General features: G+C 67.3%; 15 protein-coding genes and 1 pseudogene. 10 read left to right on the top strand and 6 right to left on the bottom strand.

The window, feature by feature from the left end:
• The first annotated feature begins 80 nt into the window (after window positions 1-80).
• From ACOEQ1_RS17940 to ACOEQ1_RS17930, 3 genes are read left to right on the top strand one after another with little or no spacing between them, the layout of a single operon-like run.
• Complete coding sequence (locus tag ACOEQ1_RS17940; protein WP_419760587.1) at window positions 81-1,475, top strand: APC family permease; 1,395 nt, start codon at window positions 81-83, stop codon at window positions 1,473-1,475.
• The gene (locus ACOEQ1_RS17935) at window positions 1,468-1,839 is read left to right on the top strand and encodes a 2Fe-2S iron-sulfur cluster-binding protein (RefSeq protein ID WP_419760586.1); all 372 of its coding nucleotides are present in this window, start codon (window positions 1,468-1,470) and stop codon (window positions 1,837-1,839) included. Before ACOEQ1_RS17940 ends, ACOEQ1_RS17935 begins: the two co-directional genes overlap by 8 nt.
• Complete coding sequence (locus ACOEQ1_RS17930) at window positions 1,836-2,546, top strand: M24 family metallopeptidase (protein WP_419760585.1); 711 nt, start codon at window positions 1,836-1,838, stop codon at window positions 2,544-2,546. The genes ACOEQ1_RS17935 and ACOEQ1_RS17930 overlap by 4 nt, the downstream gene beginning before the upstream one ends.
• Window positions 2,547-2,653: 107 nt before the next feature.
• On the opposite strand, the gene ACOEQ1_RS17925 is transcribed toward ACOEQ1_RS17930, so the two are convergent.
• The 3 genes from ACOEQ1_RS17925 to ACOEQ1_RS17915 form a co-directional block, all read right to left on the bottom strand.
• Window positions 2,654-3,847 (bottom strand): permease, encoded by a 1,194-nt coding sequence (locus ACOEQ1_RS17925; RefSeq protein ID WP_419760584.1) that lies wholly within the window; start codon window positions 3,845-3,847, stop codon window positions 2,654-2,656.
• Window positions 3,848-3,941: 94 nt separating this feature from the next.
• Window positions 3,942-4,940, bottom strand: a complete 999-nt coding sequence (locus tag ACOEQ1_RS17920) for a quinone oxidoreductase family protein (RefSeq protein ID WP_419760583.1) — start codon at window positions 4,938-4,940, stop codon at window positions 3,942-3,944.
• A 33-nt stretch (window positions 4,941-4,973) separates the two neighbouring features.
• Window positions 4,974-5,780: an inositol monophosphatase family protein gene (locus ACOEQ1_RS17915; protein ID WP_419760582.1), complete on the bottom strand. Its 807-nt coding sequence runs from the start codon at window positions 5,778-5,780 to the stop codon at window positions 4,974-4,976.
• Window positions 5,781-5,901: 121 nt separating this feature from the next.
• Between ACOEQ1_RS17915 and ACOEQ1_RS17910 the strand changes: the two genes are divergently transcribed.
• From ACOEQ1_RS17910 to ACOEQ1_RS17900, 3 genes are read left to right on the top strand one after another with little or no spacing between them, the layout of a single operon-like run.
• On the top strand, window positions 5,902-6,564 hold the full coding sequence (locus tag ACOEQ1_RS17910) for a ribonuclease D (protein ID WP_419760581.1): 663 nt from the start codon (window positions 5,902-5,904) through the stop codon (window positions 6,562-6,564).
• Window positions 6,565-6,588: 24 nt separating this feature from the next.
• Window positions 6,589-7,221, top strand: a complete 633-nt coding sequence (locus tag ACOEQ1_RS17905) for a 2OG-Fe(II) oxygenase (RefSeq protein WP_419760580.1) — start codon at window positions 6,589-6,591, stop codon at window positions 7,219-7,221.
• A 3-nt stretch (window positions 7,222-7,224) separates the two neighbouring features.
• Window positions 7,225-7,809, top strand: a complete 585-nt coding sequence (locus ACOEQ1_RS17900; RefSeq protein WP_419760579.1) for an NUDIX domain-containing protein — start codon at window positions 7,225-7,227, stop codon at window positions 7,807-7,809.
• A gap of 3 nt (window positions 7,810-7,812) precedes the next feature.
• Here ACOEQ1_RS17900 and ACOEQ1_RS17895 read toward each other — a convergent pair whose 3' ends face one another.
• Together ACOEQ1_RS17895 and ACOEQ1_RS17890 are read right to left on the bottom strand one after the other, a co-directional pair.
• Window positions 7,813-8,658 carry a 23S rRNA (adenine(2030)-N(6))-methyltransferase RlmJ gene (locus ACOEQ1_RS17895; protein WP_419760578.1) on the bottom strand — a complete coding sequence of 282 codons (846 nt, stop codon included), beginning with the start codon at window positions 8,656-8,658 and terminating at the stop codon, window positions 7,813-7,815.
• A 5-nt stretch (window positions 8,659-8,663) separates the two neighbouring features.
• Complete coding sequence (locus ACOEQ1_RS17890; RefSeq protein ID WP_419760577.1) at window positions 8,664-9,248, bottom strand: TIGR00730 family Rossman fold protein; 585 nt, start codon at window positions 9,246-9,248, stop codon at window positions 8,664-8,666.
• Window positions 9,249-9,483: 235 nt separating this feature from the next.
• Between ACOEQ1_RS17890 and ACOEQ1_RS17885 the strand changes: the two genes are divergently transcribed.
• From ACOEQ1_RS17885 to ACOEQ1_RS17875, 3 genes and pseudogenes are all read left to right on the top strand, one after another.
• Window positions 9,484-10,788, top strand: a complete 1,305-nt coding sequence (locus ACOEQ1_RS17885) for a LysM peptidoglycan-binding domain-containing protein (protein ID WP_419760576.1) — start codon at window positions 9,484-9,486, stop codon at window positions 10,786-10,788.
• Between the two features lie 107 nt (window positions 10,789-10,895).
• A pseudogene (locus tag ACOEQ1_RS17880) lies at window positions 10,896-11,558 on the top strand (phosphatidylserine decarboxylase); the annotation flags it as partial.
• 152 nt (window positions 11,559-11,710) lie between these two features.
• Window positions 11,711-12,589, top strand: coding sequence for a CDP-alcohol phosphatidyltransferase family protein (locus ACOEQ1_RS17875; protein ID WP_419760575.1), 879 nt, complete (start codon window positions 11,711-11,713; stop codon window positions 12,587-12,589).
• A 2-nt stretch (window positions 12,590-12,591) separates the two neighbouring features.
• Here the strand turns inward: ACOEQ1_RS17875 and ACOEQ1_RS17870 are convergent, their stop codons facing one another.
• Window positions 12,592-13,620, bottom strand: coding sequence for a LacI family DNA-binding transcriptional regulator (locus ACOEQ1_RS17870; protein WP_419760574.1), 1,029 nt, complete (start codon window positions 13,618-13,620; stop codon window positions 12,592-12,594).
• 216 nt (window positions 13,621-13,836) lie between these two features.
• On the opposite strand from ACOEQ1_RS17870, the gene ACOEQ1_RS17865 reads away from it, so the two are divergent.
• On the top strand, window positions 13,837-15,030 hold the full coding sequence (locus tag ACOEQ1_RS17865; RefSeq protein ID WP_419760573.1) for a phytanoyl-CoA dioxygenase family protein: 1,194 nt from the start codon (window positions 13,837-13,839) through the stop codon (window positions 15,028-15,030).
• The last annotated feature ends 24 nt before the right edge of the window (window positions 15,031-15,054 follow it).

Below are 15,054 nucleotides of genomic sequence, written 5' to 3'. Positions count from 1 at the left end.
GGCTTCGCTAGCGTCACCCGGCGTCATCTTCACAAGCAAGGTCCGCGTTCACGCGGCCGGCCAGGTAAGGGATGTCGCCCATGGTATCGCCAATACCCGCAATGCGGGCGCTGAAGGCCAACTGTCTCGGTCCCTACGAGCTGCTCGCGCAGAACATCGCCCTGATCTCCCCGACCATGACCGCCGCGCTGATCATTCCGGTCATGTTTTCAAACACCGGGAACTGGAGCTGGCTGTCCTACGCGCTCGGCACCGTCATGCTGTTGTTCGTGGCCTTCAGCCTCAACCAGTTCGCATCGCGCTCGGCCAGTTCCGGCTCGATGTACGGCTATATCCGCAAGGGTCTCGGGAACAGCGCGGGCGGCCTCGGCGGCTGGTCGCTGATCTGGGCCTACATCGGCATTTCCATCGCCGGCGCCACCGGCTTCGCGATCTTCGCCGGCACGCTGCTCACGATGATGGGCATGCACGTATCGCCCATCGTCCTCTTTGCCCTCTGCGTCTTGATCTCCGGCTATTGCGCCTGGAAGAACGTTGCCCTGTCGGCGAAGGTCATGCTTATCTTCGAGGGCGTCTCGATGACGCTCATCACGCTGCTCTGCCTCGTGGCGCTCGCCCGGCACGGCTTCACCCTCGATCCGGCGCAGGTCGACACCAAGCATCTGCCGTTTTCGAGCCTCGGCCTCGGCGTCGTCGTCGCCATCTTCAGCCTTGTCGGGTTTGAGTCTGCAACGGCTTTCGGCGACGAAGCGCGCGATCCGCTGAAATCCATTCCGCGTGCCGTCTGGCTAAGCCTCGTCCTCGCCGGCATCTTCTTCGTGTTCGTCACCTACGTGATGGTGCAGACGACACACGGCTACAAGACGACGCTCGACCAGATCGACGCGCCGCTCAACGTCATGGCGCAGCTCGTTCATCTGCCGTTCCTGCAGGCGCCGCTGTCAGCCTGTGCGATGATCAGCTTCTTCGCGCTCAACCTCTCCTGCCTCAATGCTGGTGGACGGGTCATCTACAGCATGGGCCGTCAGGGGCTGTTCCATCGTTCGACCGCCGAAAGCCACCACCGGAACGAAACACCGCACGTCGCGGTGCTCATCATGGGTGGCTTGTCGTTCCTCCTGCCGACGATCTGCGTGTTGCGCGGCATGGCGCCGCTCGATGTCTTCAACGACGCCGGAACGATGGCCGCCTTCGGCTTCCTCGTGCCCTATATCCTCGTGTCCATCGCTGCTCCGGTCTATCTGAAGGCGATCGGCGAGATGAAGCCCTGGCACCTCGGCCTCGCCGCCGTCTCGCTGCTGCTGCTCGCCGTGCCCACCATCGGCAGCGTCTATCCGGTGCCGCCCGCGCCGGTGAAATACTTCCCCTATCTCTTCCTCGCCTACCTCATCGTCGGCGGCGTCTGGATCAGATTCCGTCACAGCCGCCTGCCCGAGACCGCTGGCTTCGCGTCGATGGGGCCCCAAGATGCCTGACGGCGTCCTTACCATCCGTCTCGGCGAGGCGGAGGGCGCCAGCGTCAAGGCCGAGTGTGGGGAGACGCTGCTCGCCGCCCTCATGCGGGCTGAGACCGGCATCCGCCACATCTGCGGCGGACGCTGCGCCTGCGGCACCTGCCGCATCGCCATCGCACCGGACTGGATCGGTCGCCTGCCCGCGCCCTCCCGCAACGAGGCGCGCCTGCTGGGGGTGCTGCCGGGCGGGACACCCGCCCACCGGCTCGCCTGCCAGATCACGCTCGACGAGCAAACCGACGGCCTCGCCTTCCGTCTCGATACGCCGGTCAACCGGCGGACGGCTGCTTCGCCTTCAACCAAAGCAATGGAGACCAATCCATGAACGACCTGATCGACAACCAAGCGGCGCTGGAGGCGGTGGGTCCCGCCTTCGCCCGCGAGACGATGCTCAAGGTTCGCGGCATGACGCGCGCGACGATCCACGCCATCGCCTCCCGCGTTCGGCCCGGCATGGTCGAGGAAGATGCCGTCGAGATGGCGCGCGACATCCTCGCCGAGCAGGACATGGTGCGCGGCTGGCACGACATCTACGTCCGCTTCGGCACCAACACGCTGAAGACTTTTGGCGCGGCGTCGGACCCCGGCATCGTGCTGAAGGACACCGACATTTTCCTGATCGACATCGGCCCGGTCTGGGGCGAGTGGGAGGGCGATGGCGGCGACACCTTCACCGTCGGCGACAATCCCGACATGGCCCGTTGCGCGCGCGACGCGAAGACGTTGTTCCACATCGTCCGCCGCAAGTGGGAGAGCGACAAGTCGAGCGGCAAGGTGCTGTATGACTTTGCAACCGCCGAGGCGCGCGCGCTGGGCTGGGAGCTCAACCTCGATCTTTCCGGCCACCGGCTCTCGGACTTTCCGCACGCGGCGGTCTATGACGGGCCGATGATGGATGTCGAGTTCACGCCCTCGCCGCTGCTGTGGGTGCTGGAAATCCACATCCGCCACCCGACCGATGGCTACGGCGCCTTCTATGAGGACATGCTGCTCGACGACAGCTACTTCCCCGATCTCGCCGCCGCCGCTTGATATAGGGCCGGAAAGCGACGAGTTGCCGGCCGGCAACTCGTTCGCAGGTACTGTCGTTCCGGCCGGAACCTCCTGCTATCGTTATCTAACAAGAATGACTTCGCGAATCAGTGGTGATGCGCGTGTGTTGTGGCCGCGGCAGGTTGAGCCGCCGCGCCGGATTTGGCTCCATGATGAGCGCAGCAATGGGCGTGTTGCATCTGCATCGGGTTCCGCTTCGCCAGGATGACCAGCCCGACCGCTATCAGCCCGAAGATGAGGTTGAGCCAGAAGGTATAATTGATCGAAAAATGAACCATCGTGGCCTGCATGTTCGGGTGGTGGCGCGGTATCCAGCCGAGCGCGCCCCAGGCGAGTTCCATGATGAGCGCTGACACAACCATCGTCGCGTAGAAGACGCCGCCGATATAGGCGGCCATTTTCCAGCCGTAGGTGCGCCGGTAGACGTCCAGCAGCGGCAGCACGATGAGGTCGGCGAACAGGAAGGCGAGCACGCCGCCGAAGCTCACGCCCGAGCCCCAGAGCACCGCCGCCATCGGCACATTCCCGATCGAGCAGACGAAGGACAGCATCGCGACGATCGGCCCGAGCAGCGCGTTCGCCGGCACCTGGATCCATGGGCTGGCCCCTTTGACGAACAGCGCCTGCCAGACGCCGTCCGGCACGAAGGCACCGAGCGCCCCGGCGATCACGAAGCCCAGCACGACATCTTTCCACAGCATCGACCAGTCCATGACGAAGCCGTGCGCTACCTGCACCCAGGTCTCCTGCCGGGCGAGTTTCTGCCAGACTGTGCCTGACGCCTCGGCCATGTCGCCGTGGTCGTGCCCGCCGCCGCCCGCCTCGGGGAAGTGGCGCGCCTCCTCGACGAGCCGGCGCGGATAGGTCGCCCGGACGATCAGGCTCATGACGAGGATGAGCACGATGCCCCCGACCCATTCGCCGGCCATGAACTGCCAGCCCATGAGCAGCAACAGGACGATCCCGAGTTCGACGACCAGATTGGTGGAAGCGAGCAGGAAGGCGAGGCTCGGGACGAGCGCCGCGCCCTTCTTGAACAGGGTGCGGCTGACCGAGGCCGAGGCGTAGGAGCAGCTTGAACTGGCGGCGCCCGCTAGCGTGGCGATGACGACCTCTCGGAGGCCGTTGCGTCCCAGCGCCGCGCCCATCGCCTTTTTCGAGACGACGGCCTGGAGGATGGCGGAGATGGCGAAGCCGAGCACGAGGCTCCACCCCACCTGCCAGGCCATGCCGAAGGCGAGGAGCAGCGCATGCCAGATATGGGTCACAGCGTCGGTCATGGTCGCGATCCCTATCGAGATACCCACAACCTAAACCTTCCCATACTGGCAAGGTCCAGGCGCAACATGGGGATGACGACGCTCAGCCGCTATGTCATTCCTGAGGCCGCAGCACGACCCGTCCGGAGGCGCCCGCGGCGACCTTGGCATAGGCCGCCCGCGCGTCCCCCAGCCCGCAGGTCTCGCAGATCGGCGCCGCGCAATAATCCCCCGCCAGGAACCCCGGCGTTAGTTCATCCAGCACCTCGGCAGACGCGGTGAGATCGCGCTTCAGTGTATCGACGCCGAACAGCCGGCTCTCGTTGTGGTAGAAATCGGCGAGGTCGAAGCTCACCTCGCGCTGGCCGGTCGCGGAGATCGCCACCAACCTGCCACGCAAAGCGAGGCTGTTGACCGCGCTGCGAAACATCATCCCGCCGACCAGATCGAACACGACATCGGCGCCGCGCCCATTGGTCGCCGCCCGAACCGCAGCAGGCAGGTCGTCCGCGCCGATGATGAGCGTTTCGGCGATCGCGTGGATCGGCGCGTCGGGCGATGGCATTTTCCGGTTGACGCCGACGACACGCGCTCCGCGCCGCCGGGCGATCTGCGCCGCCGCGCTGCCGACACCACCGCCGGCGCCGATCAGCAGCACCGTTTCACCGGCGGTCAGGCTCGCCGCCTCCAGACCGCACCAGGCCGCCAGGTAGTTGACGCCGACGGATGCCGCTTCGTCGAAACCGAGGGTCTCGGGCTTCCGCCGGAGGCTCGCCACCGGAACCGCGATGAGTTCGGCATGGCTGCCGTCGCGGGTGAAGCCGGTATCGCCGCCGGTGCCCCAGACCTCGGCGCCGATCCAGCCGGCGGGCCCCGCCTCCACCACGCCGGCGAAATCCCGGCCCGGGATGCGCGGCAACGTCGTCTGGTGCATGGCGCCGGCGACGTTCTTCACGTCGCTCGGGTTGATCGACGCCGCCATTACCCGCACCAGAGCCGCATCGGGGTCGCTGACCGGCGCCGGAACCTCGACGAGGTTCAGCAATGAGGGACCGCCGAAAGCCTCAAACTGAATTGCCCGCACGTTCGTCTCCACCGCCTCGTTCATGTCCATCGCGGCTGGCCGGCGGCTCAGCCCATCAAGAGGTCAGACCTTGAGCGGCGCCACCCCCACCAGGGACGCAAGGCCCGGAAAAACCTCGGGCGCGCCGGCCGCCAACGCGTGCCCGCGCCACATGCCGTCATTGGCCAGGAAGTCGCTGACGACGCCGCCAGCCGCCTCAATCATCGCCAGCGCGGCGAGGCAGTCCCAGCTGTTGATGTACTGCTCGATGTAACCGATGAGCCGCCCGCAAGCGACATCGCACAGCATCAGCGCGCCGGAGCCGCTGCGGACGAACATGCCGCCTTGATCCAGCAGGGTGGCCAGCAAAGGCAGGAACTCGCCCGGAGGTGTGCGGCTGGAGTAGCCGAGCCCGACCAGCCCATCTGTCATCCGTGCGGCAGGGCGCACCGCGATGGGCGCGCCGTTAAGGGTTGCGCCATGACCACGGCGGGCGATGAAAAGCTCTCGCCTCGCCGGTGCCGCGACGAAGCCCAGCTCCGTCCGCCCGTCCAGCACGAAGGCGATCGACACGCACCAGTTGTGCATGTTGCTCACGAAGGGCTGAGTGCCGTCGATCGGGTCCACCACCCAGATGCCGCGCGCGCCAGCCACCGCGTCCGTCCGCCCGGTTTCCTCGCCGAGGAAGGCATCCTCCGGGAACGCCGCCGCGAGACGGTCGCGGATGAGGATCTCGGTGTTCAGGTCCGCCTCGCTGGCCATGTCCTGCGGACCCTTGCTCTTGATCGTGAGGCTGCCGAGCCGCTGGAAGTAGCTCATCGCCAACTCGCCAGCCTCGGAGACGAGGCGGGTGCCGAGGTCGAAGCGCGCATCGAGATCGAAGGAGGCCATGAGGGTCCGCTTTCCATCGTTGAAAATGCCGTGGTGCCCTATGCCGCCCCTGCGGCTCTTTGTCACCTGACCCCATGGCGTCGCAGCTTGAGCGGCCGCTGGCCATCGGCTAGGCACAGGCATGGCCGACATCACGCAATTCCTGCCGCACGCCACCATTCATCTACACCGCCACGACCTGCCGCCGGACCTCGACCTCGGACCCGTCATCGCCGTCGATACCGAAACCATGGGGCTCGATCCGCGCCGGGACCGCCTCTGCCTGATCCAGCTTTCCGCCGGGGACGCGACCGCGCATCTGGTGCAACTCATCCCGCCCTCGCTCGGCGGCCAGGGCTATGACTGCCCCAACCTCAAGGCGCTGCTGGCCGACACCGCGCGCCTCAAGCTCATGCACTACGCCCGCTTCGATGTCGCGATGCTGTTCCACGCGCTGGGCATCCGCGCGACCCCCGTCGTCTGCACCAAGATCGCCGCCAAGCTCGTGCGGACCTTCACCGAGCGCCACGGGCTGCGCGATCTATGCCGCGAACTCCTCGGCGTCGAGATCTCCAAGCAGCAGCAGACCAGCGACTGGGGCGCGCCGGAGCTTTCCGCCGACCAGCTTGCCTACGCGGCCTCGGACGTGCTGCATCTCCATGCCTTATGGGCGCGGCTGGAGGCCCTGCTGATCCGGGAAAACCGTCTCGCCATCGCCCAGGCGTGCTTCGACTTCCTGCCTGCCCGCTGCGAACTCGACCTGCTCGGCTATGATGCACCCGACATCTTCGCCCACCAGGGCTAACATCTCTGAGGACTGTGTTCAGTCATGACCCTAGCGGATTACGAGGCTTTCGACGCCGCGCCGGTAGCGAGCGACCCCTTCACCCACATCGTGGTGGAGAACTTCATCCCGCCGGCGGCCCTCGCCGAGGTCGTCCGGGGTCTGCCCAAGCTGGATAAAGGCGGCTCCTTCCCCATCGGCTCGCTGCGGCTCGGGACCGAGGCTCAGGCGCTCATGAAGGAGCTCGAGGGGCCGAGGTTTCGCGAGGCCGTCGCCCGCAAGTTCGATCTCGACCTCGAGGGTGCGCCGACGATGGTGACGCTGCGCGGCGCCTCCCGCGAGAAGGATGGGCGCATCCATTGCGACAGCCACACCAAGCGGGTGACGATCCTGCTCTACCTGAATCCTGAGACCGAGGCCTGGGCGCGGCGCGAGGGCTGCCTGCGCCTGTTGCGCGGGCCGGACGACATCGAGGACTTTGCCGTGGAGGTGCCGCCCGTGAACGGCACGTTGCTGGTGTTCCCCAACGGTCCCACCACCTGGCATGGCCACAAGCAGTTCGTCGGCGCGCGCTACGTGATCCAGCTCAACTACATGACGACCGACGGGACTGCCCGCTCCGAGATGCGCCGCCACAAGGTCTCGGCCTTCGTGAAGCGCCTCACCATGGCATCCTGACCGATGGCGGACGAAAGCCCGATCCGGAACCTGCGCGAGACGGTTCTCTCGGACGAGAAGTACCTGCTGCGCCGGCTCGAGTTCGAGCAGCGCCGCCGCGACGGCGGCTGGCAGCCCCTGCGGCGCGAGCTCTACGACCACGGCAACGCCGCGGCGATCCTGCCCTATGATCCGGCTCGTGGCACGGTGCTCCTGGTCCGGCAGATCCGGTTCGTGACCTACCTCAACGGCTATCCGCATCCGTTGCTGGAAGTCTGCGCCGGCATGCTGGACCAGGACGACCCCAAGACGGCCATCATCCGCGAGGCCGAGGAGGAGATGGGCTACCGCATTTCCAACCCGCGCCACGTCTTCGACGCCTTCATGAGCCCGGGCTGCTTCAGCGAGCGGCTGTCCTTCTTCGTCGCGACCTACAGCGCCGAGGACCACATCGGCCGCGGCGGCGGCTTGGCTGACGAAGGCGAGGATATCGAGGTCGTCGAGCTGACGCTGGACGAGGCCGTCGCCATGATCGGGGAGGGTCGCATCGTCGACGCCAAGACCATGCTGCTGCTGCAATGGGCCAAGCTACACGGCATCTCGGCCTGAGCCTTACTCTCCGGCGATGCGGACGGCGCGGGCGGTGCCTTCGTCTCCGGCGAAGATGGCCGCAAGGCTGGCGAGCATCGGCTCGGCCTCTTCCATGAAGCGCCAGGGCGGGTTGACCACCAGCAGGCCGCAGCCGTTCAGCCGGTCGGCGTCGGTCGGCTCGCGCAGCAGCAGTTCCACCGCCACCACGTCGCGGATGCCGGCCTCGGCCACCGCCGCGTGAAAGGCGCGAGCCGGCGCGCGGTGCTTGATGGGATACCAGACGACCAAAATTCCTGAGGGGAACCTGATGCATCCCTGACGAAGCGCCTCCGTCAGGCGGGCAAACTCGTCGGGCGCTTCATAGGGTGGATCGATGAGCACAAGCGCCCGGCGTTCGCGCGGCGGCAGGAAGGCCCGGATCGCCTCATAGCCGTCGCGAAGATGAACCGAGACCTGGGGATGGCCACGCATGAGAGCGCGCAGCCCGGCCTGATCCTCGGGATGCAGTTCGCAGCAGACGAGCCGGTCCTCTGGGCGCAACAGCGCCTCGATCAGTGCGGGCGAACCGGGGTAGAGCCCACTGCCGAACAGATCCGGGCGGTCAACCAGTCCGAGGTAGTCGCCGATCCCCTCCGGCATCGAGAGACCCGCATCGCGCGCCGCCAGCAACCGGCCGATGCCGCCGCGCCACTCGCCCGTGCGCGAGGCTTGGTCGCCGCCGAGGTCGTAGCGGCCGAGGCCGGCATGGGTGTCGAGCGCCATGAACCCCGCCGGCTTCCGGGCGAGCGCCCGCAGCATCCAGACCAGCAGCACATGCTTCATGCAGTCGGCGAAGTTGCCGGCATGGAAGGCGTGGCGGTAGTTCAACGGGCCTACAGTCGGGAGACGGCGGTCGCTTCCTCGATCGCCGGAAGTTCGCTCAGGCGGGCGACCACCGCCTCGGCGCTGCCCAGCACCTCATAGAGACCACGGGCATGATCAGGCGCGAAACCCTGGGCGATCAAGGCCTCGATCAAGGCCAGGAACGGCCCGGCCCAGCCGCCCGCGTCGCAGATGATGATGGGCTTGGAATGCAGGTCGAGCTGCCGCCAGGTGATCATCTCGAAGGTCTCGTCCAGCGTGCCGAGGCCGCCCGGCAGCGTCACGAAGGCATCCGAGAGCTCGAACATCCGGCGCTTGCGGCTATGCATGCTGTCCGTCACAATCATTTCGGAGACGGAAGTATGAGCGATTTCCCTCCGCGCAAGGAAATCCGGGATGATGCCGATGACTTCACCGCCTTCGCCGAGCGCGCCATCGGCGACGGCGCCCATCATGCCGATGCTGCCGCCGCCGAAGATCACCGTGATCCCGGCTCGCGCCAGCCCCCGGCCGAGCGCGAGTGCGGTTTCGCGGCAGACGGGGTCAAGGCCAGATGCCGCACCCCCGAAAACAGTGACCGCTTTGATCGCCGGCATCGCACTTGTCCTTTGCATGATTGAGGTCCGACAGGCGGCTGCCCATCAAGACGAGAATGCCGCCTCTGCGAAGGGGGTTTCTATGGCCTTGGTGGCAGGGCCACCCTCGGGATGCAACCCTCGCACACCGGAAGAGAGACATCCGATAACGTAAAGACCGAGCAAGCCTCACAGGATCGTGGTATTTAGATTCTCTTAAGTTATGGCTTCGCAAGAAAGTCGGGATGCAGAACTAATGACCCAGGCTACTCAGCCAAATCCGGCTCCTGCGGCGCGCGGCGGACGATCCTTCGCCGTGCTGGCGCTCGTGGTGGTCTGTGCGGCAGCGGCAGGCGCCGGCTACTTCTTCGAGGCCGACCATGCGGAGCCCGTTGTCGGGCACCCGGCGCAAACTCCGGCCGCCAGTGCCGTTCAGGCGCCGCCCGCGCATCCCGTGGCGGTCGCGGCCAAACCTCCACCGTCCGCCCCGGCTGTTCAGAAAGTCCAGGAAGCGGCCTTGCATCCGGCACAGGCGGTTCCGGCAGCGCCCGTCAAGCTGGCGGCGACCCAGGCCGCCGCGCCTCCCAAGCCAGCCCCCAAGCCGGCCCCCAAGCCGGCGGTCTCCCACACGGCCGCGCCGAACGTCGATGTTGTGCGCGTCGACAAGGACGGCGCGCTGGTGATGGCCGGCCAGGCCCAGCCGGGCGAAACGCTCACCATCCACAGCGGCGTGACGATCCTCGGCACCACGACGACCGACACCAACGGGCAGTGGGTGTTCCTGCCCAACGCCGGGTTGCCCTCCGGCGTCCATCAGCTTTCGGTCGGCGACGCGAAGGCGGCGGCCGGCGACAAGGCCGCGCAGACGACGGTTCTTCTCAGCCTGCCAGGCCAGCCGGCGAAAGCTGCGGCGGTCGCAGGCGTTCCCGGCGCGCAGCTCAAGTCGGGCCCGATGGTGGTTCTGACCCAGGGCGATGGGCCGCCTCGCCTGCTTCTGGCGCCGCCCGGCAGCCACCCCGGGCCGGTCGGGCTCGACATCGTCCAGTATGACGATCAGGGCCGCATCCGCTTCACCGGCCATGCGGCCTCGGCCCGGACGGTTCGGCTCTATGTGAACAACCACGCGGTCGGCGACGCGGTGGCGGACGCCCAAGGCGTCTGGACGCTGGCGCCCCCCTCGGACATGCCTCCGGGCATCTACAAGCTGCGCACGGATGAGCTGGCGGCCAGCGGTGCGGTGGTGGCGCGCAGCGAGGTGCCCTTCGCCCGCGCCAGCCTCACCAGCGCCCTGGCGCCGGGGCAGGCTGTGGTGCAGCCGGGCGATTGCCTCTGGACCATCGCCCGTCACAGCTACGGTCGGGGCGTTACCTACACGGCAATCTTCGCGGCGAACCGGAGCCAGATCCGCGACCCGCGCCGCATCTACCCGGGCCAGGTGTTCCATATGCCGACGGCGGCCGAAGCCTCCCAGGCGCCGCTCCCTCCCGCGCTGGCGCGGCTTTATCGCCACCCGTACAAAAGCCGGCTGCGGCACGGCGAGAGGCACATGAGCGGGGCGTAAGCCTTCCAGAGGGGCCGGGCGCCAATGGGTGAGACGAGCCCGCCGGATCGGAGCGCGCCCGTGCAGGGGAGACAAGCCGGGGGTAGACCTGATAACACCCCGCCATCATGGCTCATGGCAGTGCTTTCCGTTACGTCCTCTCTCCGCCGCATCCGGCGGCAAGGCCTTTTCTGGTCATCGGCGCGATCCTGGTCCTGGCCGGGCTCATCTTCGCCAGCTGGATCGCCTGGATCGGCGTCGTCTTCATCCTGTTCTGTCTCTACTTCTTCCGCGACCCCGAGCGCTTCCCGCCGCCGCGCCCCGGGGCGCTCCTCGCCCCGGCCGACGGACATATCGTCAGCATCGCCCTTGCCGCCCCGCCGCCTGAACTCGGCCTCGGCATCATGCCGCGCTGGCGCGTCGCGATCTTCCTCTCGGTGCTCGACGTGCACGTGAACCGCATGCCGGCGGACGGCACGGTGACGCGCATCGCCTACCGGCACGGCAAGTTCCTGAGCGCGAACCTCGACAAGGCCTCCGACGAGAACGAGCGCAACGCGCTCGCCATCCGGCTGCCGGATGGGCGGGAGATCGCCGTCGTGCAGATCGCCGGCCTCATCGCGCGCCGCATCCTCTGCGACGTGAAGGAAGGCGACCATGTTCAGGCGGGAAGCCGCTTCGGCATCATCCGCTTCGGCAGCCGCACCGACATCTACCTGCCCGCCGGCGTTCTGCCCCTGGTCACCGAAGGACAGACCATGATCGGCGGCGAGAGCGTGATCGCCGAACTCTCGGGCGAGCCGGAGCCGGAGCCGCCCGTCAGGCCGGAGCCCCCGACCGTCGCCGATCCCACGCCCTCGCCCCTGGCCGAGCCCGATGCCGACGTGAAGCCGCCGTCGGCGCTGGATCCGACGATGGGGGCGGAGCCCGACCCCGGGATGATATGAGCGAGCCGCGCGCCGCCGGTGCGCCGGATGGCCGCATCTGGCCGGCCCGGCGCCGACGCCGCCTCAAGCGCCCAGCCCACCGCCCGCGCTTCAAGGGCCCGTCCTTCAACCGGGTCCTGCCCAATCTGCTCACCATGCTGGGGCTCTGCGCCGGGCTGACCGGCATGCGCTTCGGGCTCGACGGCCGCTTCGACGCCGCCGTCATCGCGATCGCGGTCGCCGCCGTCATCGACGGGCTCGACGGGCGGATCGCGCGCCTGCTGAAAGCGACCTCGCGTTTCGGCGCCGAGTTCGACAGCCTCGCGGACTTCCTATGCTTCGGCGTCGCGCCCGCCTTTCTGCTCTACCTGTGGTCGCTGCGGCTCTATGGCGGCGTCGGTTTCATCCCGTCGCTCATGTTCGCCGTCTGCATGGCGCTGCGCCTCGCGCGCTTCAACGCGGCGCTGGATGCGACGCCCGTCGCCACCTATACGGCAGGCTTCTTTACCGGCGTTCCAGCCCCCGCCGGGGCGCTGCTCGCGCTGTTTCCCATCTTCGTCGGGCTGGAGGCGCGGTCGCTCGCCCTGCCCTGGCTCGAGACGCTCTCGCATTCGCCGGCCATCGTGGCGCTGGTGGTGATCGGCACCGCCATCCTGCTCGTCTCCACCGTGCCGGTCTGGAGTTTCAAGAACTTCAAGGTCCCGGCCGAGGTCGTGCTGCCCCTGCTGCTCGGCACCGGCGCCTTCGCCGCGATCCTGCTGGCCGAGCCCTGGGCCGCTCTGGCGGCGGCCGGCATTCTCTACGTCGCCATGCTGCCTTTCAGCACCCGCAGCTTCCGCCGGCTGCGGCAGGAGGCCGAGGTCATGCGCGGCGAAGACGTGGCCGACGGCCCGTAACGTCAGCCGTCGAACGTCGGCGGCAGGTTGAAGGGCGTGATGACCTGAACGGCGGAGAGCGTGGCCTCGACCTCTCGCAGCGCGCCATGGGCGTGCATGATGTGGCGGCAGGCGATACGCATATCCTGCCGCAGGTCGTGGTGCAGCACGGCGCGGATGCGGCCTTCCTTCAGCAGCAGGGCGTTATCCGCGTCAAGGTCGTGCGCGATGAAGACCATGCACACGCGGCCGGCCTCCGCGAAGGCGGCCAGCACCGCCGTGTTGCCGCCGCCGATCGAATACGCGCCCACGATCATGCGGTCCTCCATGAGCGCCTGACGAGCGAGCGCGACGGTCTCCCGGTCCATGCCGTGGCCCTCGCTGATCTCGACGATGCCGATATTCGGGTGCCGCCGCCGCAGCGCCTGCCGGAACCCCGCCTCGCGTTCCTCCTCGCCCCGGAACCGGCTGCTGCTGATCGTGACGAGGACACGGCAGCGCAACGTCCCGAGCCAGGCTCCGATGAGATAGGCGGCGGTCTCACCGGCTGCCCGGTTGTCGATCCCGACATAGGCCCGCCTGCCGGAATGCGGCAGGTCGGTCGCGATCGTCACGACGGGAATGCCCGCCTCGACCAGGCGGCCCACGGCCGCCACCACCTCGGGCACGTCGGGTGCCTTGAGGATGACGCCGTGGCTGCCCGTCTCCCGGATCTGGTCGAGCGCCTGCGCCATCGCCTGAGCGGGCAGCGTCTCCCAAAGGTGGAAACGAGACCGGAAAACCGCCGGCTCGAGCGTCGGCAACTCGGCTTCCAGGGCGGCGCGCACCTCGTTGGTAAAGCGCACCGGCGCCTCCATCACCAGGTCGATGATGAACTTGCGCCCGGTCAGCGCGCGCTGACGGTTCTGCGTCTCCAGTTCGCGGATGGCTTCGGCGACGCGCTGCTGCGTGAGCGTCCGCACGCCGGGACGGCCATTCATCACCCGATCAACGGTTGCCACGCTGAGGCCGGCCTGGAGAGCGATCTCCTTAATCAGGAAGTCTCGGGACATGAGAGATCGTTACGGGAGTCGCTGCATCATGGCGAGGGGGACCGCGCGCGAATCAGGAAGAAAGCACTTCTTTTTTGAAGGAGGAGGGAAGATCTTCATTCCAAGGGCGGCGCGGAACGGCCCGGCGGCTTGATGTATTTCTGATGGGTTTCTGATCTTCCAGCGTCCCTCGGCCGCTCTATGCTGAGCCCACAATCAAAATCGGGAGCAACGATCATGAAGACCGACAACATCACCCAGCGGCGCGGGGATCGGGTTTATCTCGCAGCCGACCGCGTCTGGCTCGACGACCTCAGAGCCTGCACCTACACCGAGACGGTGCTGGGGGACTACCCGTTTGCCGCCGAGGTCGTCTCCCGCGTCCTCATCTACGATTGCGACGCCGTGCGCCTCGCCATCGCGACCCCAGACGGCCGCCGAGCATTGCTGGCGGAATGGGCCGAGGCCCTGATGACGGGCCCGGGCATCATCGTGCTCCGCCGCGCATTCGCCGATCTCGCCCCCGTCGATGCCGCGAGCGAGGTGTTTCGCACCATCATCGACGAACAGCACGCGACGAACACCGGCGGCGGCGATCATTTTGCCAAGGCGGGGGCCAACGACCGGATTTGGAACGCGCTCGAGAAACTGTGCCTGCGCGCCCCGGAGGTCTTTGCCGCATACTACAGCAACGAGATCCTGGCGGCGGTCAGCGAGGCTTGGCTCGGTCCGGCCTACCAGTTCACCTCACAGGTGAATGTCGTGAACCCCGGCGGCGACGCGCAATCGCCGCACCGCGACTACCACCTCGGCTTCATGACCCCGACGGAGATGGCACGGTATCCGGCCCATGTTCACAGGCTGTCGCCGGTTCTGACATTGCAGGGGGCGGTCGCCCACTGCGACATGCCGGTGGAAACCGGCCCGACCCTCTATCTGCCCTACTCCCAGGCCTACGAGCCCGGTTATCTGGCTGTCACCACCCCTGAATTCCGCGACTATTTCCAGACGCACCATGTGCAGCTGCCGCTGGCCAAAGGCGACGCCGCCTTCTTCAACCCGGCGCTGTTCCACGCGGCCGGCACCAACCGTTCGGCCGATGTGCGGCGCATGGCAAACCTGCTCCAGGTTTCGTCCGCTTTCGGACGCGCCATGGAGAGCGTCGACCGCACCCGGATGAGCACAGCGCTCTATCCTGTGCTCAAGGCGATGCTGGCAGACGGACGGATGACGATGGAACGCGCGGCCGATGCGGTGGCTGCTTGTGCGGAGGGGTATGCGTTCCCGACCAATCTCGATCTCGACCCGCCCATCGGGGGCCTCGCCCCGCCAAGCCAACAAGCACTGATGCTCGGCGCGTTACGAGATGGCATCCGGGACGAAAATTTCGGTTTCGCGCTGGCGGCGCAACATAAAAAGCGCCTGACGTAGGATCGGCAAACGAACCGGCGGCGA

It is taken from the genome of Acidisoma sp., from assembly GCF_965199065.1.
Classification (GTDB): Bacteria; Pseudomonadota; Alphaproteobacteria; order Acetobacterales; family Acetobacteraceae; genus Acidisoma.
Note: the sequence above shows the minus strand (reverse complement) of the source record. Positions and strands in the feature narration are given on the sequence as shown.

Bases quoted from the DNA above. Each gene is read 5' to 3' on its own strand.
- ACOEQ1_RS17915 (WP_419760582.1), bottom strand. From the start codon at position 5,780: ATGGCCTCCTTCGATCTCGATGCGCGCTTCGACCTCGGCACCCGCCTC.
- ACOEQ1_RS17870 (WP_419760574.1), bottom strand. From the start codon at position 13,620: ATGTCCCGAGACTTCCTGATTAAGGAGATCGCTCTCCAGGCCGGCCTC.
- ACOEQ1_RS17865 (WP_419760573.1), top strand. From the start codon at position 13,837: ATGAAGACCGACAACATCACCCAGCGGCGCGGGGATCGGGTTTATCTC.
- ACOEQ1_RS17875 (WP_419760575.1), top strand. From the start codon at position 11,711: ATGAGCGAGCCGCGCGCCGCCGGTGCGCCGGATGGCCGCATCTGGCCG.
- ACOEQ1_RS17910 (WP_419760581.1), top strand. From the start codon at position 5,902: ATGGCCGACATCACGCAATTCCTGCCGCACGCCACCATTCATCTACAC.
- ACOEQ1_RS17885 (WP_419760576.1), top strand. From the start codon at position 9,484: ATGACCCAGGCTACTCAGCCAAATCCGGCTCCTGCGGCGCGCGGCGGA.
- ACOEQ1_RS17930 (WP_419760585.1), top strand. From the start codon at position 1,836: ATGAACGACCTGATCGACAACCAAGCGGCGCTGGAGGCGGTGGGTCCC.
- ACOEQ1_RS17935 (WP_419760586.1), top strand. From the start codon at position 1,468: ATGCCTGACGGCGTCCTTACCATCCGTCTCGGCGAGGCGGAGGGCGCC.
- ACOEQ1_RS17905 (WP_419760580.1), top strand. From the start codon at position 6,589: ATGACCCTAGCGGATTACGAGGCTTTCGACGCCGCGCCGGTAGCGAGC.
- ACOEQ1_RS17940 (WP_419760587.1), top strand. From the start codon at position 81: ATGGTATCGCCAATACCCGCAATGCGGGCGCTGAAGGCCAACTGTCTC.
- ACOEQ1_RS17900 (WP_419760579.1), top strand. From the start codon at position 7,225: ATGGCGGACGAAAGCCCGATCCGGAACCTGCGCGAGACGGTTCTCTCG.
- ACOEQ1_RS17890 (WP_419760577.1), bottom strand. From the start codon at position 9,248: ATGCCGGCGATCAAAGCGGTCACTGTTTTCGGGGGTGCGGCATCTGGC.
- ACOEQ1_RS17925 (WP_419760584.1), bottom strand. From the start codon at position 3,847: ATGACCGACGCTGTGACCCATATCTGGCATGCGCTGCTCCTCGCCTTC.
- ACOEQ1_RS17920 (WP_419760583.1), bottom strand. From the start codon at position 4,940: ATGGACATGAACGAGGCGGTGGAGACGAACGTGCGGGCAATTCAGTTT.